The organism is Sporosarcina koreensis (assembly GCF_001531445.1).
Taxonomy (GTDB): Bacteria; Bacillota; Bacilli; order Bacillales_A; family Planococcaceae; genus Sporosarcina; species Sporosarcina koreensis_C.
In genome coordinates this window covers 91,278-116,499 of sequence record NZ_LQYA01000198.1, presented here as the reverse complement: position 1 = coordinate 116,499, position 25,222 = coordinate 91,278, and the positions used below count along the sequence as shown (strand labels likewise).

Here is a 25,222-nt window from a genome sequence, read left to right as displayed (position 1 = left end):
AAGTGTTAACTACAATAATTAGTGAAGTTTCTTCAGCAAGAGTCCCTTTTACCTTAATTCTTTTTTAAATACATAGCTCACTTTATCATAGCCATCTTTTCCTCGTAAAACCGATGCGCATCGACTCGTTGTAATCCCGATGATAAGGCGACACGTTCATAGCCATTTTCATCAGCCCACTCATGAACGAAAGAAAGAAGCTTTTCACCATATCCATTTGAACGCTTGCTATTGTCAGTGACTAAATCACACACCCAGACAAAACGCCCATAATACAAAGTTATCATTGGTTTAAAACCAGTAACCGCAACAATTTCCCCTTGATCATACAAGGCGAATAATCGATACATGTCCTTTTCTTTGGCCTCCATCACCAGCTCAAGATACGTTTTTTCATCAAGATGAGTACGTAGTTGATGCATTACTGAAAAGGCTTCAAGAATTTCTTCTTGGGAATGAAGTTCTTTACTAGTTACTGTGTTCATTACAATCTCCTTCCTCAATTTCTTCTTTACTATTCCTTTAAACATAAGCTGAACAACACATTACCCCTGCTCCCCTTAAATCATGCTCATATAATGTAATGAAAGGAGGTTAGCTAAATGGATCGATTAATTCTATTGATGTTGGCTAGTATTTTGGCTGGTTTTGCTTTAATAAAGGTTCCCTTATCAGGTACCTTTTTAGCAGGTTTAGAGCCAATCACTGACATAATAGGTATTTTGGCTGTTTTACTTTTCTCCCTGTTCCTTATATTTAAAGGTTTAATGGGACTATTAGGGAAATAGTAAAAGAAGCGTAGACTCAGATATTAGTAGTCTGAGTCTTTTTTTGTCGCTTACTTTCACTCTTTTTCAGCACGTCTGCATTAAGCTTAGCCTTGTCTAGTGGGAGTTTTCATTCACTACTTCCAAAGAAAACTGTTTGGTATGGGGAACAATATAGAAATATAAATAGATCGCTAGTGATAGAGCTACCGCTGAAAAAATAACTGCTACCAGTTGTAAAGAAAACCACTCAGCAAAAACACCTAATACAAACGTCAAAATGATTTGCGCCACGCTTTGCAGAAGGTCAAGTGAACTTCCAAAGCGTCCCATCAGTACAGGAGGGATCGTTGTTTGGTACATCGTTGCGTATCCCGTATTGCTAAATGCCATAAAAAATCCAAGCGCTATAAAGCTTATGATTGCCAACCATAGGACAGTAGAGGAATAAAAGAGTAAATAGCTTAGCATTGTCAAAGAAAACCCCGCACCGATATACGTTTGTAGCGAGAGTTTTTTTACCATTGCTGTCGCACATAATCCGCCAAAAATCGCTCCGAGCCCAGCTACACTTACAACGATTCCATACGTCGTGTCCGTTGTATGGAAGACATCCTTTAAAAAGGTCATCTCCTGGGAATCAAGTGCAAAGGCAAACATTAATGCAGTTAAATACACCGCAAAAAAAATAAGTAATTTCGGCTTTCCCCGTATATAAGCCCAAACTTGTGAGAAATCATCACGGATGACGTTGAATGTCAAACGACTACTTTTTTCCGTTACTTCATTCTTGATGTTCGGTAATGAGGCAATCGCCCACGCGCAGACGAAGAATGTGAAAGCATTTGCCCACATGGCAACACTTGTATTACTTATCGCAATAATTCCACCAGCAAGTGCCGGCCCAATCATAAAAGAACCATAACTCAGTGTACTGTTCAACGCATTAAATCGTAATTTATCCTCATCCTTCACGAGCTTTGTAATGACATAAATGCTGCTTGGACCAAAGAAACTACTTGCAATATTTGCAAGGAAGATGAAACTATAGATGAGCCAAATCGATGATGAAAACGGCATGATGCAAACAATGATTCCTCTAATAATATCGCTATACACCATCAAACGTTTTTTATCATAGCGATCAATAATAGAGCCTGCGAAAAAATTACTACATATGCGAGCAATCGGACCAGCAATATATATCCCAGCCACCGCTGCAGGTGAATGTGTTAAATGCCAAACGGCCAAGTTCAAGGCGATTAGATAAATCCAATTTCCTAAATTTGAAAAGCCTAATCCTCCCAATAACAAACCATATTGTTTAAAAAACTGCATCCTGCCCCCCCCTTTAGCTGCTCATACGCTGAAGTACCTTCTCACTCGCGAAAAATGCATATTTGAAGCAAATGCTAGCTTGCTTATATGCATGAAAATCCTCATAAAACGCGGCCCATAATGGTGCATAATACAATGTTAATGAATAATATTCTTGTTGTTCAAAATAGGAAAAGACCATTTCTTCTATCTCTTTCAATTTAGTAAGCTCAAGGTTGCGCCCACTTGCATATTTTAGTAAATCCCATTGATACTGATGATGGAGCACAGTGAAACGTTCCCTTGGGTAGTTACAAAAAAGCGTATTTAACACTTCTTCGTTCCCTTGTTGATAACTAGCCCTCATCCAATTTATAACTGTATGTAAATCTTCTTCAAAATGATTTGCTTCCTCATAAAATGACACAGCTTCCGAGAATAAACCCTGACATTCATAGCAGTAGGCAATGTTATTATAAAGCGAACTCCACTGAAGCGGTGTCTGTATTGTGAAAACATTTCTCAATAAATCTTGTCCTGCTTCAAATTCCACTAATGCCTCTTGGTATCTATGTAAATCATTCAAAATAACTCCCCTCATCGAATAAAGCTTCAATTGGAACAAAGGTATATATTGATGGGAGAATGCTTGTGTCGCAATATTGATGTAATATAATGCTTGTTGGAATGAATAGTAGCGATGGTGGGCAAAAGCTACATGATAATAATAATTCGCTTGCTCAAAACGATTAGCAGTATTCATATAGTTGCTAACCCGCAACTGTTCTTCTCGTAAGATAATTTCCCGAAACTCTAAGAAGGATAAATGAACATTCGTTGAAACCCCGATATACATTTGGGTTGCCCTATCTTGATGCCAATTGATAAACGGTTCGATTTTTAGTAGTAGCTCTCTAGCGCCAATTAGCTTATCAATCGAAAATAAATACCGACTATAAACCAGTCCAGCTAGCAAATCGATTTCTTGTTGAAAAGACTCCGTTTGAAGAGTCGTTAACCTCGTTAATTCGTTTTGTGTAAGAATTTCATTTGAAAGCAGTTTTGCGTATATCCTTTCAAGAAGATCATGTTTCATTCCCACATCAGCTTTTTCTTGAGCCAAATCAATGCCTAAACGCGATAACAGCATTCCATAAACAGTTTCTTCAGCGATAACAACGCCATTTTCAATTCGACTCAAATAAGAAGGCGTACAAATCCCCACTGCTACATCATCTTGCTTTAACCCTTGCTGCTGACGATGAAATTTAATAAGCCGTCCCCAATTCTTCATTTTATAATCAGTCACAGCTTTCACCTCCAATTTCATTTTATCAAACTCTTTGAATTATTTATTGTGTATATCGTGACATCCGCTAGTATTCATCTATTTATTTTTATAGAACTTACACAAATGGAACTCCATTTCATCATTAGCCTGAACAATAGGAATTTCTGATATTGTATAGTAGATGAGAAGTTCCTATAGTCCTGTAGTAACGGACAGAAGTAAATCTAAAATTGAAAGTTGGTTTGTCATGAAAAATCATTGGAAATTAATCATAGGAATGGTATTGATAGTTGTTGTATTAGCAGCTTGCAGCAACTCATCTGACGAGTCACAAAATGGCGATTCCTATTCAACAGAAGATACTTCAAACACCGACAATTACATTGACAGAACCAGTAATGATGAAAATGAGACTATGAAGGAAGAGTATCTACAGAAACTTGCTGATATTAATGAAGAAGTCGAAGAAATACGGAGAACGTATTCCAATGATTCCTCAACTTATGCGATGAAAAAAGTTGAAGGCGATCGATATGATCTGTGGGATGGTTTATTAAATGAAGTGTATGGAGTCCTACAAGAACAACTTTCTTCAGATGAAATGAAGCAATTGAGAGATGAACAACGAAACTGGGTAACCTATAGGGATGATACTGCCAAGGAAGCTTCCCTACAATACCAAGGCGGTACACAGGAGCATTTGGAATATGTGGTTTTACTAGCAGATCTCACAGAAGAGAGATGCTATGAATTGGTTGAGGATTATATGAAATAATGATTCGATGCCCGTGGGCAATAAACAGGAAACACCATAAAAAAACAGAGTTAACTCCATACATTTTGGGAGTCAACTCTGTTTTGTTTACGTTAGTCTACTATATTTTCTACGGGTTTTGAATTAACTGGTTGCCGAAAATGAATGCAGGATTATGAACAGTGCGATCGGTAACCCTGCAATCCGTTAAATTTGATCTTGTTCGAGCCGTTTAATTAACTCCTCGAGCCAATAAATTGTATGCTCTACCCGATTTGAAATATAGGAGCTTAAAAACTCTATAAACTTCTCATTTTCATTGTCGATTTGAACCCGTTCTTCAAATCCATCGATTTTCCTCTGGTGGCCTTTAATTTTTTGTAATTTCTTTTTCATTATCTCAATAACATCATCACGATTTACATACTTAAGATTAGCTAAACCAACTACCATTTCTTTAACATCATCCGCATTTTCAAAAAGCTTATAGATTAATTTTGGCAGCGCTTCACGACCTTTGTCCGTAATTTCAAATATTTGCTTATCAGGTCGGTGCTCTTCCTTAATAATTTCAACTACCTCGACCAACCCTTTTTTCGCCAATGATTCGAAATGATAGTACAGTTTACTTTCTGTAAGTCCGCCTAGTTGATCGAACGGGATTGGCTCTGAAAGTTGTTTTTTTAACTTATAAGGATAACTATTATCCTCCATCAGTTTGCTCAAGATGAAAATTTGAATGGACATTCTGTATGCTCCTTCAAAATGACTTTTCTCTTCATTTTAGCAAAACTAAACTGTAACTTCAGCCTCATTTTCAACACTTTCTATCTTTCCCCTTGCCACCATCTCCTCAGTCGCAAATGGGACATGCAGAAATTTCACAATTAAAATGTTAACCGACATGGAAATTACACCAATAAGAACCAATGACCAAATGAAGGGACTTGGACTTATACTGCCATATAAGCCGGCGAAATATGCTTGCACCGAGTAATACATTGGCGATATATAACTAATCCATTCATATGGTAAATACATCATTTCACGTGTAACCGTTGCGCCATTTGCAATTGTTTGGATCAATAAAATTGGTAAGTTTAAAATCATACCACTATCACCAATTAAAAAGATGAAAATCGCTGTAAAGTTGAAGGACACCATATAATTTAAAATTTGCTGCCCAAGTATGCTGAAGAATAGGTTACCGCTTGGCTCATTTACTAAAAAGGTAACCCCTGTTCCCGCTAAAGATGATACGACAGCAATCAAGAGGGCGGTCAATTGTACGTATATGAATAAACGTTTTTTACTTGCTTTTCCAAGGTTGTTTTTAAATGCACCTACTAGTTGTAGTGCTCCAATCATCGCCCCGATGTAAACAGACATCGTTAGAAACATAGGAAGCATATTATGGTGCATGCCGTCAGGTATTTCATTGATTTTCACTACGTTTCCGGCATACGCTGTTTCAATTTTGTTTGACAGTTCAGCAGCTTGCTCCTCTGGCACATTAAAGTTCATTAATATATTTTGTGCAGTTTGTTGTGAAAACTGTGTGCTTATCTGGTTATTAATTTCCGCAACAACAGAATCCATTGTTGAAGAAACGACCGTTGCTCCTGCTTCATTAATTGTAAAGTCGATATTTGCCGCTGTGTCACCCATTTGTAAATTCTCGGAGAAAGTTTTAGGTATGTGGACAACTAACGCTACATCATTTTTTTCTAATTCTTTTATCGCTTCCTTATTCGACAAGCCTGTTTCAATATTTTTAAAAGGTAAACTCTTTTGCAATTGGTTTGCAATCTCTGCTCCATAATCGCCAGCGTCGTCATTGACAATTGCGATCGGCAATTTGTCTATGCTGCCTGGAATTGCTGAATAGCCAGGCAAGAAAATACTTAACATTACAATCGCATAGAAAATCCCCATGAAGATGGCTCCAATTGCGCCTTTCGTTTTTAAGAACTGCGTAAATTTCATTTGCTTTATCCTTTCTCAAATCAAAATTTGACTAGCAACACACTTCAATTTCACCACTCTAATTATAGTACTCAAAACAAAGTACTTTTATATTCTATTTTATTCTTTTTACAAAGTCAATCAGAAGGTTATTTAATCAAAAAAATAGACCTGTTTAGGCCCCTTCGTTCAGAGCAAAATTCCCAATGGAACGGTTAAAGTTCCAATAAAACGCAGAGAGTTTTTAGTTGTGCCTGCCCAGGCTACTAAATAAACAGGTTCATTTTTCTTCAAAGTAATCTTTGTAAATAAATGAATAACGAAGTTTATTTTCGGCTGATCTACGGGAGTTCAAGAACTGTTGTTTCCCACTACAAAGTTCAGAAATATCCTAGTAAATCAAAAAAGTTCACTGCTTGTAAACAGTGAACTTTCATTACTTGATTTATTCATTAAGATAGTCGAAAAGCTTACTAATTAGATCTTCGCCAATATCTACCGCATAAAGAGTACAAAGCGTTTCATTCAATACTTTAACTATACTCAACGCATTCTTATAAGCAGTTTTTAACTCATTTTCATTTAATTTAGAGGTTAATGATGCATAGTCCTTATACGACTCTGCACTTATATCACCTTCTAAATTTTTTGTACTGTTTAACCAACGTTCAACCGATTGCTCCTTTACCCTTATCAATTGTAATATATACTTTTGTACATGGGATAAAGTTTCCAAAGACCGAGCTAATTCTCCTCTTCTCATAACATTAACGCCCATCAACCAAGCATTCACGAAGTTATTAAAAGCGAAATTAACATTTTCATCAGTCATTCGGTTTGGTCCAGCTCCGCCTAATTCATAAAGTAAAGGCTTTAATTGCTCTGTAGAATCGTAAATATACATAGACTCTGGATCGGGAAAAACCCCAGTAGGCTTAAAACTTTTTATAATTTCCATTTTAGATACTGGAAGGAATGAAATTCTCCACGGATCATATTTGAAAAAATCACTACCTCAGTTCCATACTCATTGTAAAAGATCAAATCAATCGGATAAATTTCAGAAACCCAATGTCTCGAACTAAAATTCTCTATTTTATCATCTTGAATGAATATATAGAACTCAACATCAGAATATTGATCTCCTTCACCTTTCGTGAAAGATCCATACATCATACACGCTGAAACCAACTCATCTTTAATACATTTATCTTTAACACTTTGAATAATTTTGTTTTGGATTAGCATTTCCCAATCTCCTTATCGACTAATTTCTTTTTTAGATAAGGGATTTTTCAACGACCGGACAGCATGAGCAACACATAAACAATACTCCTTCCATTTCTAAATTATTTTATTTATTATCTCGAATTTCTTTCTGGATTTTACGAAGTGCTTTTTTCGATCCTCGCTCTATATCATGATTTAGTTTTCTAGTATTATAATCAATGAATAAAGTGTCTAAGTCATAACCCTCTGGATATAACTCTTCAGCTTTTAACTCTAGTGCCAAGCGTTTTTCGTTTACTTCAATAAATTGTTTTTGATAATACACAGTAACGTTATGATAGTTGTCCTTTTCTTTATACACTATTCCAAAGTCATCGTGGTCAAGCAGTTTTACACGGTCTCCTTTTTGATAGTCGATATTTTTATTGACTTTTTCAACCACTGTTTTTGGTCTTAGGATTTTGCTCTCATTTAACCGTTCCAAGCGATACTCTTTATTTTCCATATACTCTTCTGCTCTTTTTAAAACATTTTCCGGTACATTCATTTTTCTAGAGATCCATAGAGCATTACTGTCCCCAGACTGCCCGATGAGAAGTTTAAATAACGGTTCTAAAGTTTCATGATTAAATTGCATGGCAGCGTTCATAAAGTCACTATGCATTTCGGAAAAACGTTTTATTTCTCCATAATGCGTTGTTGCAACGGTAATACATCCTTTAAGATAAAACTCTTCTAAGAGGGAGATTGCTAATGCTGCTCCTTCATTTGGTTCTGTCCCACTGCCGATCTCGTCAAATAGTAACAGGGTATTGTTGTTTACTGATCGAAGTATCTCCGATAAGTTCTTCATGTGAGAAGAGAACGTGCTAAGTGCATTTTCTAAACTCTGATTGTCACCAATATCTACAAACACGCGCTCAAATACTGCAATTTCAGTTTCTTTCGAAGCAGTAATATGAAACCCAGACATAGTTGCCAAAGTAACAAGGCCAATAGTCTTCAGCACAATCGTTTTTCCCCCGGCATTAGGTCCGGTTATGATTAAGCTACGATAAGTGCTCCCAATCTGAAACTGAAGTGGTATAACATGACCCGATAGTAATGGATGCTTGCAATTTATTAATTTTATATTCCCATAATCATTTACGTTTGGCTCAATTCCATCCACATGTTTGCTATATTTAGCTTTAGCAAAAATCATATCGTACTGGGATATAAGCTCAATATTAATAGTAATGGCTTGAAGATTTTCAGTCACTAGACCTGTTAAAGTAGCTAGTATTTGATATTCCAACATTGCCTCTTCGGATCTTAATGTTGCGAGTTCAACACTTAGTTTTTGCACTATACTAGGTTCCATAAAGACTGTCGAACCTTTAGATGATATTTCAATGATTGTTCCCTGTACTTGATTTTTGTATGAGGATTTTATTGGTATTGTATAGCGATCATTCTTGATACTAATTATGAATTCCTGAATATAATTTCTATTCGCACTACTGTTCAGAAATTTATTTAATCGTTCTTTTATTTTTTGTTCAGATGTTTGAATATGATGACGAACACGTTTGAGTTCTTTACTGGCGTCCGAGTCAATCTGATTATTTTTTATAGAAAAGTTAATTTCCTCTTCTACCTCCATGAATTCTGTCATGGAATTGGCATAGGACGATAATGTCGGAGCAAAAAATTCTTTACCGGACATGAAAACTTTTATTTTTCGGCAACCTCTCAAAAAATCGGAAATACTTAAAAGCTCTGATGGGGCTAAAATTACGCCTTTTTCCAATTTGTCAATTGTATGTTCAATGTTGGAAACACCCATGAAAGGTACGTTTCCTCCTGCATCCAGAATGGCACGTGCTTCAGATGTTTCGGTTAATCGATGTTTGACTACTTTTAAGTTAGAACTGGGAATTAATTTATCAAATAGTTGTTTGCCTAGTCCGCTCACGCAATAAGATTTTACAATCTCTTTTAGTTCGTTGTACTGTAATTTTTCAAAAGTACTTTTATTCATGTTTTCATTCTCCTCCATGTGATTAGTAGATCAGCAATGAAGAAACCTAACGGCGATTTCAATGAGTTGGATATAAATATAAAAAAGCTGCGGCATCCACCGCAGCTTACGTTTACAATGCAAAAGTAAAATACATAAATAAAACCATCAATAACGATAGTTTTAATCATGAAGTGATGCACTTAATTGTAAAGTATGGTAGGTGTCTTCATAAGTGGAAATAAGTCCACAACAAAATAAGGGGGTGAAAATAACTGAAATCCCCTGTTGTTAAAACTTCCTTATTTCCTATAATGTTTTCTTATTTAGAAACTACCGCACTCACAAAATTCACCACTTATAATTTATTTGATATGCTCATTGAAATCGACTTTACAGGTCTATTATACGTAGTGATTAGGGATATGTAAAGAATGTCAAATATCCCGTAAACGTTTTACACAAACGGGCACACACATCTTTTTCATTAACGGTACAACTTTATTCAAAAAGTATTCCGCAAATACTCATTCTGCGCAAATAAAAAGAATCCATTTTGACAAAAGATTGATCAAAATGGATTCTTACCCAGCACATTAAAATTTATTTTTTATTAAGTAAAGGTAAGCTTATTAAAAGCATAACAATCCCTAGTGCTACAAAATATAGCGGCATCGCAAGGATTGTTCCATTATGAAAAACGCTCATACCATAGATTGTTGCGCTGACGAGTAAATAATAACCTAAGCTAAATATTGCACCCGCAGAACCAATGACGTCTTGAAAGTCAATGAGCGCTAAGCTTAAACAATTTGGTAAAGCGGTACCTGTACCAAATAAAATAATAAACACACTAACAATCATGATTGGCATTTGTATTGAAGTTGGTAAATAATGTACCGTTGTAGCGAGCATTGTACCGATGAGCATAATGGCTAACCCGCGTACGATAATCTTCTCAGGTTTTGTGTGGCTAACGAGTCGTTTAGATAGCATCGCACCCGCAATAGATGAGAGAGCAACGATAATGCCTAAAAAACCATACATCGCACTTGTTAGTGTAAAGTATTGCGTAAAAATAAACGGTGCTTCGGTATAATAGCTAAATAATACACCGTTAATACCGCCAATTAATACGCCGTAGCGCCATAGACGAGCATTTGTAACCATGCGCTTTACTATTGTTAGTAGAGGCTTCATTTCGATTGTAGCAAGCATTGTTTCAGGTAAGCGTAAAAACGCATAGCAAAATACGATAACGCTCATAGCAACTAACACCAAAAATACGACTTTAAAGCCAAAATAATAATCGGTAAAGCCACCGATTAACGGGCCAATGGCAGGTGTGAAGGCAAGGGCAGCTGAAATATGAGCGAATATTTTATGTCGCTCAACGCCAGAAAAGCTTTCACGTAAAATCGTTTGTGTCACGACAGAGCCAACACTTGCACCAAACGCTTGAATAAAACGCGCTACTAATAAAACCGCCATTTCGTTTGCTACTAAACAAAGTACGTTACCAACAAAATATAAAAACAGCCCATAAAGCATTGCCTTGCGACGACCGATTTTATCGGATAAACGCCCAAAGAAAAATACCCCGAAGGCAAAAGCGATAAAGTACACACTCATTGTAAGCTGTGCATCACTCATGGAAGTTTCAAACGCTTCCGCGATAGAAGGTAATGAAGGGCTAAAAATGGTTTCACTAATTTGTGGGAAGCCTACTAATACAATCAGTAATAATAAGCTAGTTGTTTTGTTTTCGATGTTTTTCTTCAAAATAATTCTCTCCTAGATAATTATAGGTTTGAAAGAAAAACATCGTAGCTTGGGAAATGGTGGCTTCACGAGTTTAATTTTTTCTAGATCACTCATGAATTCACTTCCTTTCATTAAAAATACGTAGGAAACTATACTATTGTATACTTATAATAACGGTAAGGAAAGGAGAATCTTTTATGAATCAAAGACGAAATTTGGTATTGTTCATTGCTTCGAGTTTGGATGGATATATTGCTACTAAAGATGAATCCCTTGAGTGGCTATTTAAAGTTGAAGGTGAAGGAGATAATGGTTTTTCTGAGTTTTATGAAACAGTTGATACAATTTTAATGGGAAAAAGAACCTACGATTGGGTAATGAAACAAGAAACAGAGAAGTTCCCGTATAAAAATAAGGAATGCTATGTGTTTACGAGATCTCCTTATAAGGAAACCGAGTATGTAAAATTTGTTAATGATGACATAAATAATTTCGTTAACAAGCTAAAAAACAAGGACGGTAAAAACATTTGGGTGGTCGGTGGAGGTGAACTGTTAAATTCTTTTATTCAGGAGGATTTAGTTGATGAATTCATTATAACCATTGCACCAACTATAATAGGTAACGGTATCCCTTTGTTTAAAGAAGGAAATCAAGAATTAGAACTTTCTCTGAAAGGAACGAAGAGATTTAATCAATTTATTGAATTGCATTATGAAATTAAAAAGTAAATTATATAACTAAGCGCGATTAAACAGCCTTTTTTAAAAGAGCTGTTCAGATTGAAGACAAACACATTGTTCAATTAAATATTGTGTTTATTTTTTATTCTCACTCAATATTTTCTACATGTAAACACTTAGTTTCACAGTAATAGCCTTTGCCGCCAACATAAACTTTTTCTATTTCATTTTTGCTGTTGGTTGCTAATTTAACTAATATTTCGGAAGGCGAGTGTAGAGAATAACCTTGTTCAAATACATAGACTTCTTTTTGCAAGTAGTGCTGTTTATAAAGGAAGCAAGCTAATGCACCGTTTGAAGTTCCAGTCGCTGCTTCTTCATTGATGTCGTATAGTGGAGCAAAATTTCTGCATATAATTCGATTATCATTGAAAGTATATAGATGCATCCCGACAACATTATAATACTTGCTGATTTCTTTAATTTTTTCAAAATTAGGTTGCAGTGCATGTAATCGCGTTTCGCTTTTTATAGGAATTAAAATATCTTTTAAGCCCGTGGAGACAATTTGAATTGGGTATTTATTGTCTATAGCTTTAATGTCAAAACAGTCGATGAACTCGTTTGGAGATACAACATCATAGAATATCGGTTTGTTTTGTTCCATGAATATGATGTCATCTTTTATGGTAATAGTAAGAACACCGCTATTCGTTTCAATCGTATAGTGATTCCTGAAAAGTTTATTTAAATGCATCAGTATCGCAAAAGAGCCAATTGTGGCATGACCACATAAATCAATTTCTTCTTTTGGTGTAAAATACTCAAATTTATAATCAGCAATTTCAGATCCTGATATAAATGCGGTTTCCGCATAGCCCAGTTGTTTGGCTATTGTCATTTTTAGAGTAGTGGTCAATGTATTCTCAATAAATACCACACCTGTTTTATTTCCGCCTTTATGATCCTTGCTAAATGCACTTGCAACATAAACGGATATTTTCATAAGACACCTTCTTCCCTCGCTTATAGTAAATAGTTTGCTCATCTGTTAATTCTTTTTTTATAATAAAACCAATCTTTTCGTAAAAACGTACTGCCGATAAGTTTTCTTTATATACTTTCAACTGAATTATAGTTCTTTGTCTTTTTTCAAAGTTCAATAACTCTTTCCCAGCCCCATTATTTTGATATGCCACATCAATAAAAAGCGCTGCCAAATAGTCGTCTACCATTGAAATAAATCCTACAATTTTGTTTGACTAGTTATGACGTGCGTTTCTGACATCGGAATATACTTTTCCTTCATCTCTTCAATTTGGGATTTCCAATAACTAGAATCAATAAAATCGTGTGCCTGCAATGAACCCTTGTACCAAATGCCAACCAAAGTATCAATATCTTTACCTTTATATGCTCTTATCATAATATCCCTCTTTTTCCGATTAACCCACACTTACACAAAATGGTCCTATTCTGGAACAATGCTTCTTCGACAACTGCGCCCGTTTGCATAGGATTAAAGCGAATACAGTTCTATTATTTTTTCTATAGGTAATTTACTCGGATCACTCATATCAACAAAATAAGGCAACTGCCATTTTTGGGTTTTCATCGCTTGTTTACTACTCGGACTATCCCAGCTAGGATAAACTCTTATTGCCATTTTACCCTTTGTTGAAGTAGACCTAAGAATGTTCTGTTTTAAAAGAATTTCTTTTGGGAAAATAAATTGACCAAACTCATTTTCATTTTTAAAGGTAGTTATAACTAATAAATCAGGGGCTTCCTCATATAAGTAGGGTTGATTTTTATTATTTTCGTCCTTTTCCCAAAAAACAACAAACTGCCCTGCTTTGGCAGGGGTTATATTTGCAACTCTAAATCTAACTGTTTTAGAAGACAATTGAAATGTACCAGCACCATACTTAGAATTTTGCTTCTCTTCTTGAACTGACTTTACAGTTAAGTGATTCGACTTATAAATCATTTTATTTACATAAGTTAATGCTATAAAAAAGTCATTCATTTATTCACTCCTAAATTTCAAACAAAATGGCCTGTTTATGGTATAACCTTAATTACTACTTTTACCACAAGGAACCCCTTTAGACAAACGGGGAGGTAAAACGGTACATCTTTTTTATAGACGGTATAACTTTTTTTAAAATGGTACGACTTTTTTACAAACGGTACAACTTTATTTTAAAGCTACATCTTAAATCCTTATAAAGTTAAGGAAGATAGCGACGGATTGGATTGACTATTGATTGAAATTGGGATTGGATTACAGTTGATTTACATCGAATTATACATAAAAAAATCCGAAGGTCTACCGGGAAAAATACCAGAAAAACCCTCAGATTGGGAACCATAATTTTATATGGAGAAAATAACTACTGATCCATCAACCTAGTCTCACTCCACCGTAACACTCTTCGCCAAATTCCGGGGCTTATCCACGTCGCATCCACGATGAAGTGATGCATAATACGCAATCAGCTGCAACGGAACAACCGAAACAATCGGTGTCAGTAACTCATGCACAGGTGGCAAGACAAAACGATCGCCTTCTTCTTCGGTACCTTCCATGGAGATGATGCATGGATGCGCGCCACGAGCGACGACTTCTTTGACGTTGCCCCGGATATTGAGGCTGACGGATTTTTGAGTCGCTAGGGCAAAAACTGGTGTGCCTTCTTCAATAATAGCAATTGTTCCATGCTTCAGTTCTCCACCGGCAAAGCCTTCCGCCTGAATGTAGGAGATTTCTTTTAGTTTTAGTGCGCCTTCCAGGCTAACATAGAAATCTAGGTTCCGGCCTAGGAAGAAGGCGTTGCGTGTTGTTTCAAGGTACTCCTTCGCAATCTGTTCCATGTCATCCTTCGAGTCGACGAGGGTTTGGATGGCGTTGGCGACGATGGAGAGTTCCTGTCTCAAATCGAAATCGATTTCCTTGTTCAACTGTTTTGCGACGACGTATGCAGTGATGGCGAGTACGGCGACTTGGGCTGTGTACGCTTTCGTCGATGCAACCGCGATTTCTGGACCTGCGTGAAGAAGCAATGTATGGTCTGCTTCCCGCGACAACGTGGAGCCTGGAACGTTTGTCATTGTGATCGTCGGGTAGCCGAGCGCTTTGATTTTCACGAGCACTTGGCGGCTATCCGCTGTTTCGCCGGATTGGGTGATGAATAAAAACAACGGTTTCTTCGAAAGCAATGGCATGTTGTAGCCGAATTCGCTTGAAATATGCACTTCGACTGGGATGCCAGCGAGCTTTTCAAAGTATTGCTTGCCGATTAAACCTGCATGGTAGCTTGTACCGGCCGCAATGATGTAGAGTCGATCCGCTTCGTTAATTGCTTGGATGATCGCCGGATCGCTGGTGAGTTCCTCGCGATCATTTGTGTAAGCCGTCAAAATTTTGCGCATTACGCCTGGCTGCTCATCGATTTCTTTGAGCATATAGTGCTGGTATGTTCCTTTTTCGATATCGCTCATGTCGAGTTTCGCCGTATATGGCGCACGCTTGATTTCCGTTCCGTTGAGCGTCATGATGCGGATGACTTCTTTTGTGACGAGGACGACTTCTTCATCATGAAGCTCAATGAACTGGTCTGTCAGTTGCAGCATCGCCATCGCATCGGATGCGACAACGTTAAAGCCTTCCCCGACGCCGACGAGTAACGGACTGCGATTTTTTGCTACATAGATTGTTCCTTGGTCTTCCGTATCCAGCATGGCAATAGCATAAGATCCGTGCAATAACGATAATGTATGACGAAAAGCCTCTTCGGTTGTCATGCCATTTATTACGAACACTTCAACCAATTGTACGATTACTTCAGTATCGGTTTCCGAATTCATGTTCACGTCTTGCAAGTATTGCTTTTGCAATTGTACATAGTTTTCAATGACACCGTTATGCACAAGCGTAAAGCGTCCGGATTCGCTTTGATGCGGGTGGGAATTCTTCCGATCTGGAATCCCATGTGTCGCCCATCTCGTATGGCCAATCCCTATTTTGGACTCGATGGACGGATCAACAGCTTTTCGTAAATCCGCGATTCGTCCTTTTTCTTTGATGACTTCCACACCGCTCTTTGTCAGAAGTCCAAGTCCCGCTGAATCGTACCCACGATATTCAAGTTTTTCGAGCCCTTTAAGTAAGATCTCTTTCGTGTCCTGCTCTCCAATATAACCGACAATTCCACACATATTAATTTCCTCCTCATGAAGAAATGACAAAGTCCACCTCGGAATTTCCGAAGTGTTTGCCGTTTACTTGTTAGAATAGCCTTTTTGCCTTGTTGTCCATACGATTGCTCGGATGTTTTGTAGGCAAAAGTTACAATCGGGCATTTTCGATCGGGAGGCATCCGCCGAATGTTTCGATACTCCTCCACCTCGTCTGCTGGAAATGTGGGTCATCCGATTTTCCCAGCACTGGCGCTTTCATTGATTTCCGATTTTCCGTATAATTCCCCTCCTTGTCACGGGTCGGTTGATAACCGATTCGTTAATCATACAAAACTCGCTATTTTTTTGTCAATCCATAGTGTCATGATTACAGTTTAAGCCTACTATTAAGGATAAAAAAACAAAGTTAACTCCATACATTTTTGAAGTTAACTCTGGTTTTAACGTTAGTCTAATATATTTTCCACAGGTTTTGAATTTCGTTTTTGGATTAGCCAATTTCCGAATATGAATGCAGTAACGACGAACAGTACTAACGGTAACTGAAAGACCGTCCACGTAGTTGGTCCATAATATTTATTTTGATGTGCTTTTTCAATCGTTTCAAGATATGAATCCTGATACTCAAATTGTACAATCCATTGATCATCAGCCATTGCTACTGTACCTATATCATAATCATTTGGAATAATTGACTCTGTAATCTTCCCATTCTTCCCAACTACAAGCGCTGCGTGCGCATAATTAATCGGATAAATTGTCGTCGGCCCTTTCTCTAAACGCGTGTAATCAATCGGATAAGGCTCTGTTTTCCCATCCTGTAAAAGCGTGAAGTCTTCTACATCGTCAATAGAAAAAACGGCCAAATACTGTAACTCTTCATTGTATTTTTGGAAAACCGATTGAAGTGTTGTTTCATCCGGTTCTTTTTGTGTCTCTAATACCTCGAATGTATCTTCCAGAATACTTCCCTTTTGCTCTTCAATCTCTCGTGCTTCTTGTCGGTCGTGGTTTATATCAATAAACATAATTAAAGAGTGAATAAAAAAACCAACCGTCACGATGATCGAAATCCATAACGATCTTCTTAAAAAAGTCATAAAACCCTTCTGAACATCAATATAATGTGCAACCTTTTGAAATGGCTTTTTTTGTTCAATCCTCGCTTGAACGTCTGGCTGCTCATTAACATCAAATTTTTCACGCATTTGGTGCAGATGCTCCGCACATTGTTCGCAAGTAGCGATATGCTTCTCTATAAATTTCGACGTTTCCTCACTGCATAAATGATCTATGTACGATGGTAATAAATCGCGTACAATATAACATTCAGTCTTCATCCAAGCTCCCTCGCTCTCTTAATTTTAATTTGGCTCGGTAAAAGGTTACCCTAGCCCAATTTTCATTTTTCAGGTGGATTTCTCCGATTTCTTTGAAGCTTAAGCCGCCCAGTATACGAAGTAACACAATTTCTTTATACGGTTCCTCTAACAAATGAATTGACCGATAAAGCGCGATTTTATCTTCACCTTCGATTAGTTTGTTTTCTACTGAAGGTACTTGATTCAGCAGTTGCGGTGATTGCGGTTGTTTAACTTGCTTATCGACGAACTTATAATAGGTATGCTTTGCTATTTGACAGAGCCAAACAGACATTTTGCATTCCCCATTGTATGTATCGATTGAACGAACTGCCTGATAAAAAGTCTCTTGCGTTAGTTCCTCTGCAATATCGGCATTCCGACAGAGAACCATTAAATATTTGAAAACTTGTTCGGCATATTGTTCATATATTTCCGTTAGCTCCCCCAACGTCCTACCTCCTTTCCACCTATATATCTAAAAAAACATCGTTTCGTTACAAACTTTCTTGTTATTTTTTTCATTTGGCATCTTGTATCATTTTTATGTATGACTATTAGAAAAGCAATAGCGTCTTAATGAGTAAATAACGAGCAAGCTAAAAAGACTGTAGCCAACATAAAATGTTATGTTGGCTACAGTCTACCAATTGGTCCGATTGCTGAACAATATACTCATTAGTTATAGCTTGACGGTTTTTCGTAAGGTTACAGAAGGAAAAGGTATAGATTTAATACACTAAGGAGAGATTACCAATGGACCCCTTAACGGTATTGAAACATCAAAATTAGGAGAGTATCAAATGGACAAAACTGTATATCTCGTTAGGCATTGCAAAGCTGCAGGACAAGAGTTGCAAGCAGAATTAACTGAACAAGGAAAAGAGCAAGCGATAGAACTGAGGCACTTTTTTAAAGAGCGGAATATTAAACAAATCATTTCAAGCCCTTTCACGAGGGCAATTCAATCCATCCAGCCGACAGCAGACATCCTAGACCTGGAGGTGGAAATTGACAGACGCCTTGCTGAGCACAAGCTGATTTCAAAGAACCTAAAAGACTGGCTAGAACGCCTCGAAGAATCCATTCGGGAAAAGGATTTGAAAATGGCAGGCGGAGAATCGAGCAGCGAAGTAGCAAAAAGAGGAATGGAAGTGCTTGAAGCAGCAACCGACGGTACCGTGCTGGTAACTCACCGCAATACGATGGGACTTTTATTGATGCAAATTGATGGCATGAAGGGGCTTAAAGAATGGACAGGACTGTCGCACCCGGATGTCTACGAAGTAAAAGTTCAAAAGGATACCTATTTCGTAAGGAGAATCTGGGGCTAAAACCCCCACCTACTATCGGAGGTGTAAGGCGTTGCCTGTAATAAATATAAATGGGATAGACCTGTATTATCACGTTAAAGGCCAAGGGATTCCGATCGTGTTCATCCATCCTCCCCTGCTCACAAGCATGAATTTTTTTTACCAAGTAAATGAATTATCAAATCACTTCAAAATTATTGTCTTTGACATTCGTGGCCATGGACATAGCTCTTTTTCAGAAAGAGCATTGACCTATCCATTAATTTCACAAGATATCAAACAACTATTGGACCATTTAAGTATAGATAAAGCTTTCATATGCGGCTACTCAACTGGAGGTTCAATTGCTCTTGACTTTTTGTTGACACATCCCGAGCGCTCTTTAGGAGGCATTCTTATCGGAGCACTGTCAGAAGTAAAAGATCAATCACTGAAAAATAAAATTACGTTAGGAGTAAAGTTAGCGAAATGGAACGCACTTGAAGCTCTTGCTTTATCCGTTTGCTTTACTAACTCCGATACTCGACAATTGTTTAAAGACTTATATAGCAACGCCAAAAAAGGAAAAGCCCAAAATATTGAACAATATTATCGGTACAGTTTGCACTATAACTGTACCGATCGTTTGAATCAAATTAAATACCCTATTTTGTTGCTGTATGGGGAAAAAGATAAGGCATTTCATCCCTATGCCCATTTATTACACGAAAAGCTACCGGTCAACGAGTGTATACTCATAGGAGACATGAAACATCAGCTTCCTACGAAGGCGGCCGTGGCAGTGAACAAATTTATTAAGCAGTTTGTATCTACTCATAGAACTCAGAACGGAGAAAATTGAATGGTTACACACTTCTATTGTTGTTCCTTGTCCTTACTAGTCCATACAACTTTATACAATAATGCAGTTTCATATTCACCAATTCCTTCGGGCAATTCGCCATTTATACTTCCAATAGAACGTAGTTCGTTTTTTGTAGTGCCTGCCCAGACTGCTAAATAAACAGGTTCATTTTTCTTCATAGTAATCTTATCGCCAATTAAGTTACCAAAAGAATAAGCTGTCATGTTAGTTGAATAATTCGTTGTCGATAGCCCGGAAGGTATGCCAGATATCAATTTTAAGGATTTTACAGAATCATCTTCTCCTTGGAATTCACTCATTCCAAAAGAAATAAGGCTGTCCTTATATTTTTTATCAAGTGCGCCCCAAGTCTTCAGCAACTCCTCCTTAAACTTGCCGTTTTCATACACCTCCACCGACATTTCCAAATCTTCCTCTTCACCTAAAGTGCCGTTCAGCTTAAAATATTCAATATGGCCCACTCCTGTTTTACTAACAAGCAGACTTTCTTGTTCATTCATGGTATATGGTTCAATGGTGATTTTAGATATGGCATCACCTGGCTTTTCGCCACTACAACCAGCAAGTATAAATGTAAGCAATAAGACGCCTATAACTATAGCTTTTTTCACTTTAATAATCTCCTTTTCCTTTAGTCGAAGAAAGCAAAATAGAGTACGCTAGCAATAAGCAGCAAAAGAATAAGTATGCCTGTACCCTTCCATCCTAATCCCCCAACTAGATCTTGAAGTCCCCCACCGTGAACACTTCCTGCCGGGTTCCTTTTCAATTCTTCTTGTCTCAATCTTTCCCGCTTTTCTTCAGGTCTTTCTTTTTCTTTGTTCAACAGAGACATCCCCTTTATGTTTCTCGATTCAGACAATAATAATCGACCATCTGTCTTGAATATTTTTCTCCATTTCATCGGATTCACTTAGGTTTCCTGTATACAAATGATGATTCAACATATGGCTTCTCCTACTTGATGAACTTTTTTATTAGTACCACTACAACAAAATGAATAATTCCGCCGACCGCTCCAAAGATAAACATGAAGATCATTGAGAAGAGATCATATAGAATAACGCTCGCAACAATACCCGCCAAACCGCCTGAACCTGCATATAATAATGCCTTTACCCTGTTCGGATAATTTTTCATTCGCGCCGAAAAATCGATGTACAAGGAAACAGGAAAGGCTCCAAACCCAAAGAACGGCCACGAATATAGAGCCACAACCAAGACGGTCGGACCAAAGCTCCAAGAATCTTGAAAAGCGATCATCGAGTAGAGTGCCATGAAAGCTCCAAAGAGTACGGGAGAAACAAAAATCGCTAATAAATAGATAGAGAATCGGTCAAATGTCGTTTTGTAGCTTGTTGTCATATTGCATTGCCCTCCTTTCCTTCAATAAACTTTTACTTCAAAAAACGACTACGTGTCTAAATCACTTGATATAAAAGCCGTCCCGAAGGTACACTAAAATTATGATTGAGGAGGAAGAATAACAATGTCCTATCTATATTTAGCACTTTCTATATCTTTGGAGCTTATCGGCACTTCTTTATTAAAAGCCTCTGAAGGATTTTCAAAACTGTTCCCTACAATCGGGGTCATCGTTGCTTTCATTAGTTGCTTTTTCTTTTTATCGTTGTCCTTGAAGACGATTCCTTTGAATACAGCCTATGCCATTTGGTCAGGCATTGGGATTGTTGCTACTGTCATTATTTCAGTTAGCATATGGAAGGAAAAAATCAATATGGCTAGTATTGTAGGAATCACCCTCATACTTGCTGGCGTGGTGATCCTGAATTTATTTGGACCGGGGCATAACGAATCTAGCAGTGACAAGGAAAGAAGTGAATCGTCCGTAGCGATAAATGATAGTATGAATAAATGATGAATTGGTGCTTTCTTCGGGAAAGCACTATTATAATTACCCCTAATAGATTTCTGAGATCACATGTTGTCTTTAGATTTTAATCAGAACTTTTCCTTCATAGTTACGACTCTCAATTAATTTATGTGCTTCAGCCGCATCCTTCAAATCGAACACTCGAGCAATCGGGAGTGTAAGTTTATTTGCAGAAAACAATTCCGTAACTTTTGCGGCGACCGGAGCCAATCGTGCTGGATTATGCTTTCGAGTTGTCCCTAAACTAAAACCTTTTACATTCCTACAACTACTATGCACATCACTAGTATTAAAATTACCGACTTTCCCACTGCTGTTCCCAAATTGGACAAGTGTGCCATATAACGCTAAACAATCTAAACTCCTGCCAGTAACGTCTCCGGCAACTGAGTCGAAGATCACATCGGCACCTTGATTATTCGTTTGCTTTAAGACTTCAACTGCAAAACTATCATACGTGCAAACCATATCGGCTCCTAAATTCATAACATATTCTTCTTTAATAGGGTTTCCAACAGTTCCAATAATTTTTTCAACACCGGCTAATTTCGCCAATTGTACGAGCATAGAGCCCACCCCACCAGCAGCGCTATGTATAACAATCGTATCGGTTTTTTTCACTTGTCCAATTTCGTGAATTAGTATGTAAGACAAAATAGATACTGTTGGAATTGTTGCGGCCTTATCAAAGGAAAGACTATCTGGAATTTTAAAGACTAATTGTTCATTCGCGACTACGTATTCTGCATATGAACCGTCTTTTGGAAAAGCTATTACACGGTCTCCTTTTGAAAAACTTGAATGGATGGAAGTCTCTTCAACGATCCCCGAAACATCCAAACCAAGAATTAACGGGAAGTTACCTTTACCTTTGCTTCCAATGCGATTTTTAATATCGGCGTAATTTACACTTGTATACTTGGCCTTAATTAATACTTCATTCTCTCCTATTTTTGGTATTTCTAGATCAGCGTACGAAAGTACATCCGCATTACCAAATTCATTTTGAATTATAGCTTTCATTTCCATTTCTCCTTTTTAAAAGAATAGCAACCGAACGATTGAAGGCTTCATACACTATCACTTCTGTACTTTTTGTCTCCAAAATCTTTCCTTAGGGACCTATTACTGAAAATTAATACAGTTCACATACCGAGTATAACACTTTTAATACATGTATTCTTTTGGAAAGGAGAAATGAGTTCTGAAATATCCTTCCAGCCATACGCTACATCTTCTAAATGAACCCTGATTTGGGCCTGTAAATTAAAAAGTTCACCGCTTGTAAACAGTGAACTTTCATTACTTGATTTATTCCATGAGATAGCAGTAAAGCTTACTAATTCGATCTTCGTCTATATCCACCACATAAGAAACCAGCGTTTCATTCAATACTTCAACTACATTCAACGCATTCTTGTATGAAATATTTCATCATTGCCCAGGTAATACTATCCAAAAAGTATTACTCGTACTCGTCGTACTAACTCCGATCTCGCCTTGATGATGACGCTCGATAATCTCCTTTGAAATCGCAAGTCCTAATCCTGAACCTCCAGTCATACGGCTTCGGGAAGAATCAAGACGGTAAAATCGTTTAAATATATTTTCTCTCTCTACTTCTGGTATTGGCATACTTGGACCAGTAACCGAAATACGGTAATCCTTTCCTTCCTTCTTCCCTGCCACTACAATGGGGCCTTTTCCCTCATAATAGAGAATAGAATTTTCCAACAAATTACTAATTACTTGTTGTATGCCCGTGCCGTGAAGATCAATGTTGCATGATTCAATCTCTACTAGTAAAGGAATATTCTTTTGTTCCAAAGTCCTCGCAAACATGGCAGCACATTGATGCAGTAAAGGCTCGATTTCACATGCTTCTTTTTCGACCATTGATTGAGTCGATAGGTAATCCCATTCCTTTAATTGCTCAAGTTGTTCAATCATTTGCGTCAATCGATTTGATTCCTGATATAGGGATGCAAAAATTGCTTTATCCCCTGCTATATCTCCATCTTTCAATGCTTGTAAATAACCGTTTAAATTCGATAACGGCGTTCTTATTTCATGCGATATGTCAGAAACGAGCCTATTCCGATGTTGTTCATTCATTTGCAGCTGTGTAATAAGCCCATTATAATGTAATGCCAATTGACCAATCTCGTCATTTTTATATACTTTTACTGGTTCCGGATAACGACCCAGCTTCAACTCTTTAGTAGATTGAATTAACCCTCGGATCGGTTTAATAAAGCGTTTGATAATATAGAAGTGAATAGCGCTTCCAATAATGGCAGCTACAATCATTAAAATCCATAAGTAATTAAGAAGGATACTATTAAATTGTTGTTGCCGCGGTGTATCCAAGCCTCCTACATCCGCTGCTAAAAAGCAGGCAGCGCTATAAATAGCCCAACCACTTATGGCAGTTACCATCACAATGACCGAAACATTTAAAAAACTTAAACGCCATAAAAATCCAGTTGGTACAATTCGGTTCAAAAAATTATAGACGCGAGACAAACTTATACCCCATTCCCCTAACCGTTTGGACACGTTTTGGTTTCGATGGATGCTCTTCAATCTTTTCACGAAGTTTTTTAATATGAGCATCAATGGTGCGATCCATCACATCACTCTCCATATTAGGGTGAATCTTACAAATAAGCTGCTCACGTGATAGTACGATGTCTGGATTTTGCATAAAGTAATGCAGTAGGTTAAATTCAAATTTAGTTAGCTTTACATTTTCACCGTGAAGTAAGACTTCCCCTTTTCTTGGCATGATACATAACCCATCATAAACAATTTTTTGACAAAACTGTCCAGTACGCCGAAGCACAGCTTCAACTTGGGCAATAAGTTCATTAGGATCAAACGGCTTTGTTACGTAGGCATCTGCCCCTAACTTCAAACCGGATATCCGATCTTCAATTCGTGCTTTTGCTGAAAGCATAATCACTGAAACTTCATTATGCTTTCGCTCGCGAATCCAAGTATAAAACTCTTCACCGCTAACCTTTGGAAGCATGAGGTCCAATATGATTAAACAAGGACTACGTTCTATGAAAACCGATTTCGCTTCTTCTCCATCACTCGCCTCCACAGCTTCATATCCACTTTTCTTTAAATAGAGGAGGATGAGATTTCGGATCATTCGATCATCTTCAACAACCATAATTGTTGTTTTCATATGAATCACCTCAATTCTTGTTTTACACAGGGGGCCTATTCCATCATTTCAAACTGCTGCACCATAAAATCATAATTCATCGCACCCAACATGATAAATTGAATTCGGCCATTCGAGTCAATCATATAGGTCGTAGGATAAGCCATAACCTGGTATTCGTTTGACACAGCAGAATCGGCATCCAAAGGTATTGTCAATGTCAGCCCCAATTCATCCACAAAGTTTTGAACACTCTCTGGGTTTGATTCGGTTTCGGATAAATTCACAGCTAAAATTTGCACATCCTTCTTTTCCTGAAACTTTTGCATATCAGGCATTTCAGCACGGCATGGCGGGCACCAAGTTGCCCAGAAATTCAGCATGACTCGCTGCCCTTTGTAATCTGACAACTTTATTGTCTTACCATCTAATGTCTTAAGTTCAAAATCCGGTGCTAATTGGCCTTTACGAATTCCCACTTCATCGGATTCAACCGATTTTTCTCCGATATTACCATTTTCATATTCGGAGGTTTTTATTCCTCCCTCAGATGAAATGACAAACTCATATACACTCCAACCAAGCATTCCTACTACAAGTAAAATAAGTATTGCTTTTTTCAAGTATCTTCCCCCCGT

General features: G+C 37.5%; 25 protein-coding genes and 3 pseudogenes. 6 read left to right on the top strand and 22 right to left on the bottom strand.

Annotated elements, in window-relative coordinates; genetic code table 11:
- Nucleotides 1-48 precede the first annotated feature (48 nt).
- Nucleotides 49-485 (bottom strand): annotated as a pseudogene (locus AWV70_RS18475) (GNAT family N-acetyltransferase).
- Nucleotides 486-602: 117 nt separating this feature from the next.
- On the opposite strand from AWV70_RS18475, the gene AWV70_RS18470 reads away from it, so the two are divergent.
- Entirely contained in the window at nucleotides 603-788 is a 186-nt protein-coding gene (locus AWV70_RS18470; RefSeq protein WP_060210004.1) for a hypothetical protein, read from the top strand.
- A gap of 96 nt (nucleotides 789-884) precedes the next feature.
- On the opposite strand, the gene AWV70_RS18465 is transcribed toward AWV70_RS18470, so the two are convergent.
- A complete protein-coding gene (locus tag AWV70_RS18465; RefSeq protein WP_060210003.1) occupies nucleotides 885-2,105 on the bottom strand; it encodes an MFS transporter in 1,221 nt (406 codons plus the stop codon).
- 13 nt (nucleotides 2,106-2,118) lie between these two features.
- Complete coding sequence (locus AWV70_RS18460; protein WP_235588745.1) at nucleotides 2,119-3,393, bottom strand: helix-turn-helix domain-containing protein; 1,275 nt, start codon at nucleotides 3,391-3,393, stop codon at nucleotides 2,119-2,121.
- A gap of 229 nt (nucleotides 3,394-3,622) precedes the next feature.
- Here AWV70_RS18460 and AWV70_RS18455 point away from each other — a divergent pair, with 229 nt between their 5' ends.
- Nucleotides 3,623-4,150 carry a lysozyme inhibitor LprI family protein gene (locus tag AWV70_RS18455; RefSeq protein ID WP_060210002.1) on the top strand — a complete coding sequence of 176 codons (528 nt, stop codon included), beginning with the start codon at nucleotides 3,623-3,625 and terminating at the stop codon, nucleotides 4,148-4,150.
- Nucleotides 4,151-4,336: 186 nt separating this feature from the next.
- Here AWV70_RS18455 and AWV70_RS18450 read toward each other — a convergent pair whose 3' ends face one another.
- From AWV70_RS18450 to AWV70_RS18430, 5 genes and pseudogenes are all read right to left on the bottom strand, one after another.
- Nucleotides 4,337-4,876, bottom strand: a complete 540-nt coding sequence (locus tag AWV70_RS18450) for a PadR family transcriptional regulator (RefSeq protein ID WP_060210001.1) — start codon at nucleotides 4,874-4,876, stop codon at nucleotides 4,337-4,339.
- 45 nt (nucleotides 4,877-4,921) lie between these two features.
- Nucleotides 4,922-6,064, bottom strand: coding sequence for a YhgE/Pip domain-containing protein (locus AWV70_RS18445; protein ID WP_235588744.1), 1,143 nt, complete (start codon nucleotides 6,062-6,064; stop codon nucleotides 4,922-4,924).
- A 475-nt stretch (nucleotides 6,065-6,539) separates the two neighbouring features.
- Nucleotides 6,540-7,342 (bottom strand): annotated as a pseudogene (locus AWV70_RS18440) (nucleotidyltransferase).
- A gap of 106 nt (nucleotides 7,343-7,448) precedes the next feature.
- On the bottom strand, nucleotides 7,449-9,347 hold the full coding sequence (locus AWV70_RS18435; protein ID WP_060209999.1) for an endonuclease MutS2: 1,899 nt from the start codon (nucleotides 9,345-9,347) through the stop codon (nucleotides 7,449-7,451).
- A 582-nt stretch (nucleotides 9,348-9,929) separates the two neighbouring features.
- Complete coding sequence (locus AWV70_RS18430; protein WP_060209998.1) at nucleotides 9,930-11,108, bottom strand: multidrug effflux MFS transporter; 1,179 nt, start codon at nucleotides 11,106-11,108, stop codon at nucleotides 9,930-9,932.
- Between the two features lie 179 nt (nucleotides 11,109-11,287).
- On the opposite strand from AWV70_RS18430, the gene AWV70_RS18425 reads away from it, so the two are divergent.
- Nucleotides 11,288-11,821, top strand: a complete 534-nt coding sequence (locus AWV70_RS18425; RefSeq protein ID WP_060209997.1) for a dihydrofolate reductase family protein — start codon at nucleotides 11,288-11,290, stop codon at nucleotides 11,819-11,821.
- Nucleotides 11,822-11,921: 100 nt separating this feature from the next.
- On the opposite strand, the gene AWV70_RS18420 is transcribed toward AWV70_RS18425, so the two are convergent.
- From AWV70_RS18420 to AWV70_RS18395, 7 genes and pseudogenes are all read right to left on the bottom strand, one after another.
- Entirely contained in the window at nucleotides 11,922-12,779 is an 858-nt protein-coding gene (locus AWV70_RS18420) for a PhzF family phenazine biosynthesis protein (protein WP_060209996.1), read from the bottom strand.
- A complete protein-coding gene (locus tag AWV70_RS24855) occupies nucleotides 12,745-13,008 on the bottom strand; it encodes a GNAT family N-acetyltransferase (RefSeq protein WP_235588743.1) in 264 nt (87 codons plus the stop codon). The genes AWV70_RS18420 and AWV70_RS24855 overlap by 35 nt, the downstream gene beginning before the upstream one ends.
- 284 nt (nucleotides 13,009-13,292) lie before the next feature.
- On the bottom strand, nucleotides 13,293-13,802 hold the full coding sequence (locus tag AWV70_RS18410) for a MepB family protein (RefSeq protein ID WP_060209995.1): 510 nt from the start codon (nucleotides 13,800-13,802) through the stop codon (nucleotides 13,293-13,295).
- 389 nt (nucleotides 13,803-14,191) lie between these two features.
- The gene (gene glmS / locus AWV70_RS18405) at nucleotides 14,192-15,994 is read right to left on the bottom strand and encodes a glutamine--fructose-6-phosphate transaminase (isomerizing) (protein ID WP_060209994.1); all 1,803 of its coding nucleotides are present in this window, start codon (nucleotides 15,992-15,994) and stop codon (nucleotides 14,192-14,194) included.
- A gap of 428 nt (nucleotides 15,995-16,422) precedes the next feature.
- Entirely contained in the window at nucleotides 16,423-17,184 is a 762-nt protein-coding gene (locus tag AWV70_RS18400; RefSeq protein ID WP_235588742.1) for a hypothetical protein, read from the bottom strand.
- Nucleotides 17,185-17,211: 27 nt separating this feature from the next.
- Nucleotides 17,212-17,316 (bottom strand): annotated as a pseudogene (locus tag AWV70_RS25520) (zf-HC2 domain-containing protein); the annotation flags it as partial.
- Nucleotides 17,306-17,788: an RNA polymerase sigma factor gene (locus tag AWV70_RS18395; protein ID WP_060209992.1), complete on the bottom strand. Its 483-nt coding sequence runs from the start codon at nucleotides 17,786-17,788 to the stop codon at nucleotides 17,306-17,308. The pseudogene AWV70_RS25520 and the gene AWV70_RS18395, both read right to left, overlap by 11 nt.
- Nucleotides 17,789-18,140: 352 nt before the next feature.
- On the opposite strand from AWV70_RS18395, the gene AWV70_RS18390 reads away from it, so the two are divergent.
- The gene (locus AWV70_RS18390) at nucleotides 18,141-18,671 is read left to right on the top strand and encodes a histidine phosphatase family protein (RefSeq protein ID WP_060209991.1); all 531 of its coding nucleotides are present in this window, start codon (nucleotides 18,141-18,143) and stop codon (nucleotides 18,669-18,671) included.
- A 31-nt stretch (nucleotides 18,672-18,702) separates the two neighbouring features.
- On the top strand, nucleotides 18,703-19,491 hold the full coding sequence (locus AWV70_RS18385; protein ID WP_060209990.1) for an alpha/beta fold hydrolase: 789 nt from the start codon (nucleotides 18,703-18,705) through the stop codon (nucleotides 19,489-19,491).
- Between the two features lie 14 nt (nucleotides 19,492-19,505).
- On the opposite strand, the gene AWV70_RS18380 is transcribed toward AWV70_RS18385, so the two are convergent.
- The 3 genes from AWV70_RS18380 to AWV70_RS18370 form a co-directional block, all read right to left on the bottom strand.
- Complete coding sequence (locus AWV70_RS18380) at nucleotides 19,506-20,126, bottom strand: hypothetical protein (protein WP_201024397.1); 621 nt, start codon at nucleotides 20,124-20,126, stop codon at nucleotides 19,506-19,508.
- A 20-nt stretch (nucleotides 20,127-20,146) separates the two neighbouring features.
- Nucleotides 20,147-20,341: a DUF6366 family protein gene (locus tag AWV70_RS18375; RefSeq protein WP_060209988.1), complete on the bottom strand. Its 195-nt coding sequence runs from the start codon at nucleotides 20,339-20,341 to the stop codon at nucleotides 20,147-20,149.
- Nucleotides 20,342-20,472: 131 nt separating this feature from the next.
- Nucleotides 20,473-20,880, bottom strand: coding sequence for a hypothetical protein (locus AWV70_RS18370; protein WP_060209987.1), 408 nt, complete (start codon nucleotides 20,878-20,880; stop codon nucleotides 20,473-20,475).
- Between the two features lie 124 nt (nucleotides 20,881-21,004).
- On the opposite strand from AWV70_RS18370, the gene AWV70_RS18365 reads away from it, so the two are divergent.
- On the top strand, nucleotides 21,005-21,394 hold the full coding sequence (locus tag AWV70_RS18365) for a DMT family transporter (RefSeq protein ID WP_060209986.1): 390 nt from the start codon (nucleotides 21,005-21,007) through the stop codon (nucleotides 21,392-21,394).
- Nucleotides 21,395-21,466: 72 nt separating this feature from the next.
- On the opposite strand, the gene AWV70_RS18360 is transcribed toward AWV70_RS18365, so the two are convergent.
- The 4 genes from AWV70_RS18360 to AWV70_RS18345 form a co-directional block, all read right to left on the bottom strand.
- Entirely contained in the window at nucleotides 21,467-22,432 is a 966-nt protein-coding gene (locus AWV70_RS18360) for a quinone oxidoreductase family protein (protein WP_060209985.1), read from the bottom strand.
- A gap of 411 nt (nucleotides 22,433-22,843) precedes the next feature.
- Entirely contained in the window at nucleotides 22,844-23,935 is a 1,092-nt protein-coding gene (locus AWV70_RS18355) for a sensor histidine kinase (RefSeq protein ID WP_060209984.1), read from the bottom strand.
- Nucleotides 23,919-24,605 (bottom strand): response regulator transcription factor, encoded by a 687-nt coding sequence (locus AWV70_RS18350; RefSeq protein WP_060209983.1) that lies wholly within the window; start codon nucleotides 24,603-24,605, stop codon nucleotides 23,919-23,921. Before AWV70_RS18350 ends, AWV70_RS18355 begins: the two co-directional genes overlap by 17 nt.
- 35 nt (nucleotides 24,606-24,640) lie before the next feature.
- Nucleotides 24,641-25,207, bottom strand: coding sequence for a peroxiredoxin family protein (locus AWV70_RS18345; RefSeq protein WP_060209982.1), 567 nt, complete (start codon nucleotides 25,205-25,207; stop codon nucleotides 24,641-24,643).
- Between the last annotated feature and the right edge of the window lie 15 nt (nucleotides 25,208-25,222).